The organism is Streptomyces sp. NBC_01197 (genome assembly GCF_036010505.1).
In the GTDB taxonomy this organism is placed as follows: domain Bacteria; phylum Actinomycetota; class Actinomycetes; order Streptomycetales; family Streptomycetaceae; genus Streptomyces.
Window position 1 is genome coordinate 3,485,869 of the sequence record NZ_CP108569.1, and the last position, 12,567, is coordinate 3,498,435.

At 72.1% G+C, this 12,567-nt stretch carries 9 protein-coding genes and 1 pseudogene; 8 read left to right on the plus strand and 2 right to left on the minus strand.

Features of this window, described 5'->3' with window-relative positions:
* Positions 1 to 303: 303 nt before the first annotated feature.
* Positions 304 to 1,533 carry an MBL fold metallo-hydrolase gene (locus tag OG452_RS15835; protein WP_327296241.1) on the plus strand — a complete coding sequence of 410 codons (1,230 nt, stop codon included), beginning with the start codon at positions 304 to 306 and terminating at the stop codon, positions 1,531 to 1,533.
* 43 nt (positions 1,534 to 1,576) lie between these two features.
* On the opposite strand, the gene OG452_RS15840 is transcribed toward OG452_RS15835, so the two are convergent.
* Entirely contained in the window at positions 1,577 to 2,908 is a 1,332-nt protein-coding gene (locus OG452_RS15840; protein WP_327296242.1) for a glycosyltransferase family 39 protein, read from the minus strand.
* Positions 2,909 to 3,249: 341 nt separating this feature from the next.
* Here OG452_RS15840 and OG452_RS15845 point away from each other — a divergent pair.
* Positions 3,250 to 4,436: pseudogene (locus OG452_RS15845) on the plus strand (nSTAND1 domain-containing NTPase); the annotation flags it as partial.
* 1,602 nt (positions 4,437 to 6,038) lie between these two features.
* The gene (locus OG452_RS15850) at positions 6,039 to 6,524 is read left to right on the plus strand and encodes a hypothetical protein (RefSeq protein WP_327299651.1); all 486 of its coding nucleotides are present in this window, start codon (positions 6,039 to 6,041) and stop codon (positions 6,522 to 6,524) included.
* A 58-nt stretch (positions 6,525 to 6,582) separates the two neighbouring features.
* Here OG452_RS15850 and OG452_RS15855 read toward each other — a convergent pair whose 3' ends face one another.
* Positions 6,583 to 7,950, minus strand: coding sequence for an aspartate aminotransferase family protein (locus OG452_RS15855; RefSeq protein WP_327296243.1), 1,368 nt, complete (start codon positions 7,948 to 7,950; stop codon positions 6,583 to 6,585).
* Positions 7,951 to 8,220: 270 nt separating this feature from the next.
* Between OG452_RS15855 and OG452_RS15860 the strand changes: the two genes are divergently transcribed.
* The 5 genes from OG452_RS15860 to OG452_RS15880 all read left to right on the plus strand — a co-directional run bounded on the left by OG452_RS15860 (position 8,221) and on the right by OG452_RS15880 (position 12,563).
* Positions 8,221 to 9,936 (plus strand): protein kinase domain-containing protein, encoded by a 1,716-nt coding sequence (locus tag OG452_RS15860; RefSeq protein WP_327296244.1) that lies wholly within the window; start codon positions 8,221 to 8,223, stop codon positions 9,934 to 9,936.
* A gap of 66 nt (positions 9,937 to 10,002) precedes the next feature.
* Positions 10,003 to 10,281, plus strand: a complete 279-nt coding sequence (locus tag OG452_RS15865) for a type II toxin-antitoxin system Phd/YefM family antitoxin (RefSeq protein ID WP_327296245.1) — start codon at positions 10,003 to 10,005, stop codon at positions 10,279 to 10,281.
* Complete coding sequence (locus OG452_RS15870) at positions 10,266 to 10,682, plus strand: type II toxin-antitoxin system VapC family toxin (RefSeq protein ID WP_327296246.1); 417 nt, start codon at positions 10,266 to 10,268, stop codon at positions 10,680 to 10,682. The genes OG452_RS15865 and OG452_RS15870 overlap by 16 nt, the downstream gene beginning before the upstream one ends.
* Positions 10,683 to 10,944: 262 nt before the next feature.
* Entirely contained in the window at positions 10,945 to 11,370 is a 426-nt protein-coding gene (locus OG452_RS15875) for an SRPBCC family protein (protein ID WP_327296247.1), read from the plus strand.
* Positions 11,371 to 11,390: 20 nt separating this feature from the next.
* The gene (locus tag OG452_RS15880) at positions 11,391 to 12,563 is read left to right on the plus strand and encodes a methyltransferase (protein ID WP_327296248.1); all 1,173 of its coding nucleotides are present in this window, start codon (positions 11,391 to 11,393) and stop codon (positions 12,561 to 12,563) included.
* Positions 12,564 to 12,567 lie beyond the last annotated feature (4 nt).

The following is a 12,567-nucleotide window of genomic DNA, read 5'->3' on the forward strand; positions in this document are numbered from 1 at the left end:
CAGTGCTGGTGCGCGGAAGGCCTCGGAGGGGTTCCGGTGGGGGTGGCAGAGGGGAGGTGGGGGCTCGCGGAAGGAGGCGGAGTCTCGTCCGTCAGCTGCGGTTTCCACCCGACAACCAGGCTTGATCTCGCCCATGGCGCGGACGGAGGGGCCGGGGTTCACGGTGCCGGCCCATCCCGCCACTTCACCCTGCCCTTCACCCCGCCACTCCACCCTGCTACCCCTCTCCTCTTCTCTAACCCCTTAACTATCTCTATGCTCGACGCGTCCGCCACCTCCCCATGCCCGCCCAGGAGTCGCACCATGGCACCTGCTCAGCGCCGCCGAGACCGCTCCGCCCCCTCCGCCGAGGGCGGGATCCCCGATGACGAGGACCGGCTCCGCAACACGGAGGGGCCCCTCTCCCGACGCCGGCTGCTCGGCGCCTCCGCCGCCGTCCTCGCCGCGGGCGGGACGGCGGCGACCGCCATCGGCGCGGACCCTGCCCGAGCGGCCGAAGCGGCTTCGTCGAGCGCGCGCCCCGCGCGGGTCTCCCCGGAGGGAACCGAACTGTTCCTGCTGGGCACCGCCGGCGGCCCGCCGCCGGTCACCACCCGGGCCGGAACCGCCTCCGCGCTCTCCGTACGCGGAAAGGTCTACGTAGTCGACTGCGGGCGCTCCGCCGTCACCCAGTACGGCAGGACCGGGCTGAGGTTCCAGGACCTCAAGTCGGTCTTCATCACCCACCTGCACATCGACCACATCGCCGACTACGCCAACTTCATCCTGCTGGGCGCGCACGGTGTCAACGACGTGGGTGACGCCGTCCTGTCCCCGTTCGACGCCTACGGCCCCGGCCCGGCGGGCGCGCTGCCGGAGGCCTACGGCGGCGGGCAGGCGGGGACCGTCGACCCGGCCGATCCGACGCCCGGTCTCCAGGACCTGACGGAGAAGTCCCTCGAAGCCACCGCGTACAGCAGCAACATCTTCATGCGCGAGTCCGGCCGCCCCGACCCGCACACACATGTCGACGTGCGCGAGATCAAACTGCCTCCCGGGGCGGGCGCCGACCCGGTCCGGAACACCGCGCCGGACATGGAGCCGTTCGTGGTCATGGACGACGGAACGGTTCGCGTCAGTGCGGTCCTGGTCCCGCACGGGCTGGTCTTCCCCTGCTTCGCGTACCGCTTCGACACCCCGGACGGCTCGGTGGTCTTCTCCGGGGACACCGCGCTGTCCGACAACATGGTCCGGCTGGCGCGGGGCGCCGACATCCTTGTGCACGAGGTGATCGACCTCGACTTCTACCGCAACAGCACCGGCTACAGCGAAGCGCTGCTGCACCACATGGCGGCGGCGCACACCGACGTCACCGAGGTCGGACCACTGGCCCAGCGCTGCGGAGTGCACACGCTGGTGCTCACCCACATCACCCCGGCCGACACCTTCCTGGTCTCCCACGGCTCCTGGCTGCGCCGGGCCCAACAGGGCTTCCACGGCCGGGTGCTGGTCGGCAGCGACCTCGACCGGATCCCGCTGACCGGCCACCGCTGACCGGAACCGCTGACCGGCACCGGGCGCGACAGCTCAGGCCCTCCTACGGCCAGGCGGACGGGCATCCTCCGGGGCGGGCGTAGACGGTGATCAGGGCCGAGGTGATCTCCCGGCTGCCGCAGCTCACGAAGTACGTTCGCAGCGCGCGGCGCTTCACCGCCTCGCGGGCACCAGTGTCCAACGGCTGACCGGGCAGATCGGAGACGACCACGATCCGCCGCGCGGCGCGGATCCGGTCGCGGATACGGCCCGGCGCCGACTCGGTGCCGGACAGGGTGTGGGAGGCGCGTGGCGTGCGGCTGAGGGAGAGATCGGTCAGCCCGCGAAAATCAGCGGGCCGCCACAGCGTCCACACCCGGCGCCTCGCGGGGGTGAAGAGGAGCCCGTCACCGGGGCGCCCGGCGGCTTCGACGGCCGTGGAGACCGCCGTCACGTCGTTCTTCCGGCTCTGCGGGGTCCGCAGCTCCAGGCCGACCGGGAGCAGCGCGACCAGGGCGGCGGCCACCGCCGCGAGCCCGACCGCGCGTGACCAGCAGTGGTCCAGGACCGCACCGGTCAGCAGCGCCAATCCGGCGGAGCAGAAGAGGACATAGCGGTCGACGTACAGCGGGTGGACGTAGGACACCGCCAGCAGCAGCCAGCTGGGGACGAGCAGCAGCGGGAGCGCGAGCGCCCGTACCCCGGGAGCCGGGCCGAACCGGCGGCAGAGCAGCGCGGCGGCGGTCAGTGCCGCGTACCCGGCGAGCGTGCTGACGCCGGGTCTGCCGATCCATTCGACCTGGGCTGACTGCGTGGTGGAGAACACGGCGAGCGGCGCGAGACCGACCGCGACGCCTGCGGCCGCCCAGGTGAACGCCCGCCGTGACAGCGCGAACCCGGCCCGCCCGGCCCGCCGCGCGAACACCGTCACACCGTGCGCGGCCACCGCCAGCACCGCGAACTCGTGCAGCAGACAGGCCACCAGCATCACCGAGCCGTACGCGGTCCAGCGTTTCGCGAGCAGCAGCCACGTCGCCCAGACGACCAGGGCGCAGACCAGCGCGTACGAGCGGCCCTCCTGCGCGTACCGCTGCACGGCCGGGATCAGCGGCATGGCAAGCCCGGCGAACAGCCCCGCACGCGGCCCGGCCAGCCGGTGGCCGATGAGCCCGACGCCGGCGGAGGCAGCGGACGTGGCGAGCACGGACGGCAGCCGCAGCGTGGTGAGTCCGCCGTCATGGAGTGCGAACACGGCGTGCATCAGCAGGTAGTAGAGCCCGTGCACGGCGTCCACGGTGGCGAGCGTGCGCCAGATCCCGGCGACGCCGCGGTGCGCCATCTCGTAGGTCACCGCCTCGTCGCCCCAGAGCGTGCCGTCGCGCCTGATCCCCCACATCCCGACGGCGAGCGCCAGTACGGCGGGGAGGCCGGCGGTGGCGCGGGGCGCCCACGGTGACGGGTGGGACGGCTCTGTAGCCGGTGTGGCAGGGGCAGTGGCCGGGCCGGCGGCCCGCAGGGCGGTGGCGATGACGGGCTCCGTTGTTCGGGAGGGGTACGTCGTGCCAGCTCAGCCTCAGCGGTGTTGATGGGCAGCCCCCGCCTGCCACGCCCATCAATTACCTTGAGTCCATGGGGCGTCCAGAGAGGCCGCTGGACCCGGCGGCGGGCCCGGTGCAGCGCTTCGCCTACGAGCTGCGCAAGCTGCGGGGTGGGGCGGGCGGCCCCACCTACCGGACGATGGCCGCCGACGGGCGGTACTCGGCCCCGACGCTCTCCGCCGCAGCGTCCGGCGAGAAGCTTCCGTCGCTTCCTGTGACGCTCGCCTACGTGGCGGCGTGTGGCGGCGACCCGGCCGACTGGGAGCTGCGGTGGCGGGAGGCAGCGGCAGCCGATGAGCCGGCACCGGGCGGCCCGGAGCGATCGCCGTACCCGGGGCTGGGGCGTCTCGAACCGGGAGATCACTTCTTCGGCCGGGCCGATCTCGTCGCCGACCTCGTCCGGTTGACCGGGCGGCGCCGTTTCGTAGCGGTCGTGGGCGCGTCGGGCAGCGGCAAGTCCTCACTGCTGCGGGCCGGTCTGATCCCGGCACTGCGTATGGGGGAAAACCCCCGGCCTGCGGCGATCCGCATCCTGACCCCGGGCGGGCAGCCGGTCCGCACGCACTCCGCGCGGGTCACACCGGACGGCGAGCAGCGCGGAAGCGCGGACGCGGGCGACACCGTCGTCGTGGTCGACCAGTTCGAAGAACTCTTCACCCTCTGCCACGATCCGGCCGAGCGCGCCGAGTTCATCGATCTGCTGCTGACCGGCGGGGCGCGCGTCGTCGTCGCCGTGCGCGCGGACTTCTACGGCCGGTGCGCCGAACACCGGCCACTGGCCGACGCCCTGCGGGACGCGACCCTGCTGGTCGGGCCGATGGCCAGGGCGCAGCTGCGAGAGGCCGTCGTCGGCCCGGCGACGGCGGAGCGGCTGATCGTCGAGCGGGCGCTGACGGCACGCGTCGTCGCCGATGTGGCGGACGAGCCGGGCGGTCTGCCGCTGATGGCGCACGCCCTGCGGGAAGTGTGGCGCAGGCGGCGCGGCCGGACGCTGACGCTCGCCGCGTACGAGGCGGTCGGCGGTGTGCAGGCGCGATAGCCCACACCGCCGAAGAGGTCTTCACCGGATTAACCGCCGGCCGGGCCCGCACGGCACGCGCATTGCTGCTGCGGCTGGTCGCACCCGGCGACGGCACCCAGGACACCCGGCGCCCGGTCACCCGCGCCGAACTGGGGACCTCGACGGAGACAGCCGTCGTACTGGAACAGCTTCTCGCAGCCCGCCTGTTGACTTCGGGGACCACGACCGTGGAACTGGCCCACGAGGCACTGATCAGCTCCTGGCCCCGGCTGCACGGCTGGATCGAGGAGGACCGCGAACGCCTGCGGCTGCACCGGCGGCTGACGGATGCGGCACGTACGTGGGAGGAGCTGGGGCGGGACCCGGGGGCGCTGTACCGGGGGGTGCGGCTGGCATCGGCGCGGGAGACGTTCGGGGCCGGGCCGACCCTTGCCTTGCCGGCCACCGCTGATCTCACCGCGTCCGAGCGGGACTTCCTCGCCGCGAGCCTCGACGGGCACGACCTCGCTCTGCGTACGGCGGCCCGCACCACCCGCAGGCTGCGCGGCCTGACCGCCACGCTCGCCGTCCTGCTCTGTGTCGCGGTCGTCGCGGGTCTGACAGCCGGCCGGCAGAGCCGGATCGCCGCACGGCATGCGGCACAGTCAGAGGCGCGGCGGGTGGCTGCGACCGTCTCCGCTCTGCGGACGACCGACCCCCGCACGGCCATGCGGCTCAGCGTCGCGGCCTGGCGGATCGCCGATCTCCCGGAGACCCGCAGCGCGCTGTACGGGGCTGCCGCCCAGCGCGACCTGGATGTCTTCGGCGGGCCTTCGACGGAGTTCGCGACGGACAGCAACGACACCTGGCGCCGGACGAGCGTGGACGGCCGCACGCTGACGGTCGTCGGCCCGGCGCGCACCGACCGGTGGGACGTGACCACGCACCGGCGGCTGCCGTCATATGCGGGGCTCGGGGCGTACGCGAAACGGATCGCCGCGATCAGCCCGGACACCAGGGCCGCCGTGGTGCGCGTCCCGGGCGGGCTGCGGAGGTGGGATCTGGTGGCGGGACGGCTGACCGGCCGGGTCCTCGGAGGTACGGGGCAGGGCGGCGGCGAAAGCTGGTTCATGGCGAGCGGGCGGACATACGCCGTCAATGATCTGAGGCGCGACCTCCAGCTGTGGGATCTGCGCACCGGGCGTCTGCTGCTCACGGTCCCGGAACCGCACGACGAGGTGCGCGCGGTCCGAATGAGCCCGGACGACCGGCTGATGGCGTACTGCGCGGGCGGGCCACTCCAGGTCTGGGACGTCCGTCGGCACCAGAAGGTGGCGGTGCCGTGGGCGGCGCGCGATCTGTGCGACACCCAGGACTTCGTGTTCACACCGGACAGCAGAGCGCTGGCCTTCACGATGCATACCGGCGCAGCGCAAGGGGCGCTCCGCACCTGGGACGTACGCTCCGGGCACGAGCGCCCGCGCCTCTCCGTACCCGGCCTGTCCGAGGCGGAGTTCAGCCGGGACGGCGCGTACGCGGCGACGCTCACCGGCGACGAGGTCCAGCTCTGGCGGCTCGCCGCCCCGGCCGCACCGGTACTGCGTGTGGCGGCGACGGGTTCCGGCCTGAACGGGATCACCCTGGACATGGCGCACCGGGTCCTGCGGTACGAAGAGAGCGGCGCGGGCGCCCATGCCCTGCACTCCGTCGCGCTGGACAGTGCCGTGGGCGTGCACCTGCGCACGGAGCGGGCGCCGCGCCCACGTACCGGTCGTGTGAAGGTGACCGGACCGCAAGGACAAACTCTCACCGACGAGCGCGAGTTGACCGACCCGCGCACGGGCGGCACAGGCCGCACGAGACGGATCATGCACGGTGAGAACGTGCTGGCCGGTGCGGCCTTCAGCCCGGACGGCCGCTATCTCGCGATGAGCGACATCAATGGCCGCGTGACACTGTGGGACGGCTCGGGAGCCCGGCTGCTGGCTGTGCTCGCCCCCGGTGTGCCGTCCAGCGGGGCAGTGCCCGGCTGGCACGTACCGGCGCTGGCCTTCTCGGCCGACGGCCGCTCGGTCGCCGTCGGCGACACGGACGGCGGGCTGCGGATGTGGGACACGGCGGACCCGTCCAGCGAGGGTGCCGCGCTGCCCCCGGTGGACGGCCCGGTGCTGGAGCTGGCCTTCACCCACGAAGGCGCGGGACTCCGGGTGACGACCCCGTACACAGCCTCCTCGTCCACGGCCTCACACACGCCAACGCCCGTCGCCTCACTCACCGCATCGCGCACCGTGGAGCTGCGACCGGGGCGGGTCGCCGCCGAGGTGTGCGCGCGAGCGGCCGGCGGGCTGTCGCGCGCGCAGTGGCGGACCTACCTGCCGTCGGTGGCGTACCGGAAGACGTGCGGGGGACGCTGAGGCGCTGAGCGCCCCCGTCCCCCGCCGACTGTGAGTCCCGTTACGCGACTCGGTCCCGCTACGCGACCACGTGCTCGTCGGCCACCGACAGCGCCGCGTCCAGGGCCGCCAGGCCCTCCTTCGCCTCCGCGTCGGTGATGTTGCACGGGGGCACCACGTGCGTGCGGTTCATGTTGATGAAGGGCCAGAGACCGTGCTTCTTCGCCGCCGCGCCGAACGCCGCCATCGGCGCGTTGGCCTCGCCCGTCGCGTTGTACGGGACCAGGGGCTCGTGCGTCTCCCTGTTCCGTACGAGGTCCAGCGCCCAGAACGCGCCCACGCCGCGCACCTCGCCGACCGACGGGTGCCGTGCGGCCAGGTCCGCCAGGGCCGGGGCCAGGACATCCGTGCCGAGGCGGGCTGCCTGACCGACGATGTCCTCCTCCTCCATGGCCTTGATCGTCGCGACGGCCGCCGCGCAGGCCAGCGGGTGGCCGGAGTAGGTGAGCCCGCCCGGGTAGGGGCGCTTGGCGAACGTCTCGGCGATCTTGCCGGAGATCGCCACGCCGCCCAGCGGGACGTACCCCGAGTTGACGCCCTTCGCGAAGGTCAGCAGGTCGGGGGTGACGTCGAAGAGATCGGCGGCGAACCAGGTGCCGGTCCGGCCGAAGCCCGCCATCACCTCGTCGAGGATGAAGACGATGCCGTACCGGTCGCAGATCTCCCGGACGCCCGCGAGGTAGCCGGGCGGCGGGGTCATGATGCCCGCCGTGCCCGGAATGGTTTCGAGGATGATCGCGGCCACCGACTGCGGACCCTCGTACGCGATGGTGTCCTCAAGGTGCTGGAGGGCGCGGGCGCTCTCCTCGGCCTCGGTGCTCGCGTAGAACGGCGAGCGGTAGAGGAACGGCGCCCAGAAGTGCACCACACCCGCCGAGGCCGTGTCCGACGCCCAGCGGCGCGGGTCGCCGGTGAGGTTGATCGCGGTGGCGGTGCCGCCGTGGTACGAGCGGTAGGCGCTCAGCACCTTCGCGCGGCCGGTGTGCAGCCGGGCCATGCGGACGGCGTTCTCGACCGCCTCGGCGCCGCCGTTGGTGAAGAAGATCTTGTCGAGGTCGCCGGGGGTGCGCTCGGCGATGAGGCGTGCGGCCTCGGAGCGCGATTCGACCGCGAAGGCGGGGGCGAACGTCGTCATCTTCGCCGCCTGCTCCTGGATCGCGGCGACGACCTTCGGATGCTGGTAGCCGATGTTGGTGAAGACGAGGCCACTGGTGAAGTCGAGGTACCGGTTGCCCTCGTAGTCCCAGAAGTACGAACCCTCGGCACCGGCGACGGCGAGCGGGTCGATCAGGTCCTGGGCGGACCAGGAGTGGAAAACATGCGCACGGTCGGCGGCCTTGACGGCCGCCCCTGCACGGGGATCGGGCTGCGGGGTCTGAGGGGTCATGCGTCCCAGCGTAGAGAGCCGCAGGTCGGGACGCACATGGCCATCTTGTATGGACTCGGCGGCATTCGTCGGCAGGATGTCGCCCCGCCGGACAAACGGGAAAGCCGGCAGGGGCGCTGTTACGGAACGGGCGGGCGGTCCGCCGTCACGGAATGGTCCGCATGGTCTGCAGGCCCGGATCTCCCGGCCATACCGGCGCCTCGCGCGGAGCGCACTATCCTCGCCTCCAGCGGGCGCGCGGTGGCGCGGCCTTGGGGAGGCGGCACAGCCATGGAGAAGCTCCAGCCGGGCGATCCACACCATATCGGCGCATACCGGCTGCTGGGGCGGCTCGGGACGGGCGGAATGGGCCAGGTCTATCTGGCGCGCTCGGACCGTGGCCGTACGGTCGCGGTCAAGCTCGTCCGGGAGGAACTGGCCGAGATCGACGAGTTCCGCGACCGCTTCCGCCTGGAGGTGCGGGCGGCACGACGGGTCGCCGGGCCGTGGGCCGCTCCCGTTCTGGACGCGGACACCGAGGCGCCGGCCCCGTGGGTCGCCACCGGGTACGTCGCGGGCCCCAGCCTCCACTCCGTGGTCGCCGGTGCGCACGGACCGCTGCCCGAGCGGTCGGTACGGATTCTCGGCTCGGGCCTGGCCCACGCCGTGGCGGACATCCACGCGGCCGGTCTGGTCCACCGCGACCTCAAGCCGTCGAACGTGCTGGTCACCATCGACGGCCCGCGCGTGATCGACTTCGGGATCGCCCGCGCGCTGGAGACGATGTCGGACAGCGGCCTGACGCGGACGGGCGCGCTGGTCGGCTCCCCCGGCTTCATGGCTCCCGAGCAGATACGCGGCGACCGGATCACTCCGGCTTGCGACGTCTTCTGTCTCGGGACGGTGCTGGCGTACGCGGCCTGCGGGGTGCTGCCGTTCGGCACCGCCGAGAGCGGGGTGCACGCGCTGATGTTCCGGATCGCGCAGGAGCCGCCGGACCTCGGAAAGCTGCCCGAGAGCCTGCGGGACCTGGTGGCCGACTGCCTCCGCAAGGACCCGGCGGCCCGGCCCACGCTCGCCCGGATCCTGGAGCGCACGGACGAGCCCACGCCGGGCAGCCCCTGGCTGCCCGCCCCCCTGGTCGCCCAACTGGGGTGCCATGCGGTCCGGTTACTGGATGCTGAGGACCCCGACCCTGGGGAGGGGGAGGGCTCGGGGCAGGGGGCGCTTCCGGACGCGCAGTCCCCACCGGAGCCGGATCCGGAGCCACCGTCGGAGCACGGGCGTCCCACGTCCGACAACGGCGATCCCGCGCCCGGCGACAATCCCGCCGCCACCGCGTACGCCCATCCGCAATCCCCGTACCCACAGGCCCCGTATCCACGGACCCCGCCCCCGCCGCAGCCCGGATACAGCTACTACACCCCGGCGCCGGCACCCGGGCCATCGGACCGCAGCAGCCGCTGGACGGTCGCCCTGATCGTGGTGGCCCTGATAGTGGCGGTCGGCGCGGGCGGCTCGGTGTACGCAGTCATGAACACGGACAGCAACGGCCCGAAGGACCCGGCGTCCCACTCCACCACCGGCCCCCAGGACGCGGCCGGGGACGGCTCGCCGGCGACACCGGACACCTCGAACGCCTCCGCGCCGCCCCACTCATCCGGCACGGTCCCGGACGCGTACCTCGGCACCTGGAAGGGCTCGGTGCCCAGCGCCTCGGGCAGCAACCCCCGCAGGCTGGTCATACGGCAGGGCGAGGCGGGCGACACGGTCCTCTCCCTCACCGCCGACGGCGACGGCTACCACTGCGTCTTCAAGGCCGAGCTGGCGCAGGCCGGGGCGGAGGGCTCACCGCTGGAGATCGGCCCGTCGACCGTCACCGCGGGAAAGCCGAAATCGTCCTGCGATCCAGGTGAGGCAACGGAATTGACCCTGCTGCCGGACGGCACCCTGCGCCGAGTCAACACCGCGACCGGCGACAGGCTGACGTACACCAAGCAGGACTGACCCTGCCGACCGGACAGCACCGGGAACCGCGTAGCACACTGCATTACGGCGCGTTACGCTGGCTCCATGAAGACCATCACCCAACGGGAACTGGCCGCGCACTCCAAGGCAGTACTCGACGATGTCGAGGCAGGTGAGACGTACCACATCACCCGTAATGGCAATGAGATCGCCGAGGTGCGCCCCCTCGCTGCCCGGCGTCGCTTTGTCCCGGTGGAGGAGCTCCAGCGGAAATGGCGACGGGCTCCGCAGGTCGACGCCGCTCGGATGCGCGCGGAGGCCGATGAGTTCTTCGGCGCCGAGGAGCGTGTCGGTGACGACGAGAATCCATGGGACCGCACGTGACCCGCAGGCGGCCGCGCGGGCTGCTGGACACATGTGTGGTCATCGATCTGCCGGTGATCGACCCAGGCTTGCTCCCCGTGGAGGCGGCCGTCTCCTCGATCGTCCTCGCGGAGTTGGCCCAGGGGGTGGCGATGACGAGGGACCCGGTGGAGATGATGGCGCGAGCGCAGCGCCTTGCGGATGTCGAAGGGGAGTTTGCGGTCGTTCCCTTCGACCGGGAGGCGTCCCGCAGATTCGGCACGCTCGTCGCTCTCACCCTCCGGGCGAAGCGTGATGTCCGTCCCCGCCGGATGGACCTGATGATCGCCGCCACAGCCGCAGCTCAGGGCCTGCCGCTCTACACACGGAATGCTGACGACTTCAAGGGCCTGGAGGAGGGCGTCGACGTCATCGCGGTGTGAACGCAGTTCTCACTCACACCAGCCGAGAAGGCGGCCGCCTCCTGAGGCGGCCGGCCACCGCGCCCAGTCGCGCGCCTGGGGCGGAAGGAGATCGCTTGCGACGCCGTGCAGTTGCTCGCCGCGCAGGACGCGCCCCAGCGGACCGGTCTCCTGACCGTCCGGGCCCCGAAGAGCCTCGCGCGTACAGCCGTTCCGTGTGGCCGGTCGGTCTCCGGGTAGCCGGTCCCGTGAAGCACGAGCCCACGAACGAAGAGAGGCACACATGTCGTCATCGCTGGTCGAAACCGTGGACATCAATGCCCCGGTCGCCGTGAGCTGGGCCCTGTGGAGCGACGTCACCCGCTGGCCCGCCTTCCTGAGCCACGTACGCCTCGTCGAGCCGATGGACGGGAAGCGCTTCGCCTGGCAGCTGGAGCTGCCGGGCGCCGACAAGAACTTCGTCGCCGAGCTCACCGAGGTCGTGCCGCAGGACCGGATCGCCTGGCGGACCATCGAGGGGGTCCACCACGCCGGTGTGGTCACCTTCCACCACCTCAGCGACACCACTAGCCGGGTAACGCTCCAGATCGAGTACGACCCCAAGGGCTTCGTCGAGCACCTGGGCGCACTCACCAACCTGGACTCCACCCTGGCAAATTACGACCTGGGCGAATTCCGGAAACTGGCCGAGAAGACGGCCGCTTCCTGAGACCGCTAGCCTGGTCGGCAATGAACCATTTGCCGACGTCATCAGGCTCGCTCGCCCTCACCCGGTTCCCCGAGGACCCCCGCGACCAGCTGCGCGCCTGGGACGCCGCTGACGAATATCTCCTGCGCCATCTGGAGGAGAACGGGATCGCCGCCACGGTCACCGGCCCGCCAACCACCGTCGTGGCCGGTGACCGGTGGGGGGCGCTCACCACCGCGCTCGCTGGTGCGGCGGGCGGGGCCGGGGAGGTCGTCCAGATCACCGACTCCTTCCTCGGGCAGGAGGCGACCCGCGCCAACCTGGAACGGAACGGGATCGGCTCCGGCTCCGTGCGGCTGCTCTCCACGCAGGACGTGCCGCCTGAGCGCATCGACCTGCTGATCGTCCGGGTCCCGAAGAGCCTCGCGCTCCTTGAGGACCAGCTGCACCGGCTCGCACCCGCCGTGCATGCCGGGACCGTCGTCGTCGGCACCGGCATGGTCAAGGAGATCCACACCTCGACCCTCAAGCTCTTCGAGCAGATCATCGGGGTCACGAAGACATCCCTCGCCGTGAAGAAGGCCCGGCTGATCTTCTGCACCCCCGACCCGTCGCTCGCCCCGGGTCCCAGCCCCTGGCCGCGGAGTTACGAGCTGCCGGCCGGCGTCGGTGCTGCTTCGGGGCGGACCGTCGTCAACCACGCGGGGGTCTTCTGCGCCGAACGCCTCGACATCGGTACCCGTTTCTTCCTGCCGCACCTGCCGCAGCACGAGGGCCCTGAGCGGGTGGTCGACCTGGGGTGCGGCAACGGAGTCGTCGGCACGGCCGTCGCGCTGGCGAACCCGCGGGCCGAAGTGATCTTCACCGACGAGTCGTTCCAGGCGGTCGCATCGGCCGAGGCCACCTTCCGGAAGAACCTCGGCCCCGACGCCCCGGCCGAGTTCCGCATCGGCGACACCTTCGCGGGCGTCGAGGCGGGCTCGGTGGACCTCGTACTGAACAACCCGCCGTTCCACACCCACCAGGCGACCAGCGACCAGACGTCCCGGCGGATGTTCCGCGGCGCGCGCGAGGCGCTGCGGACGGGGGGCGAACTATGGGTCGTCGGCAACCGGCACCTCAGCTACCACGTCATGCTCCAGCAGACGTTCGGCAACTGCCGGGTCGTGACGAGCGACCCGAAGTTCGTGATCCTGCGGGCTGTGAAGCGGTGAGCCA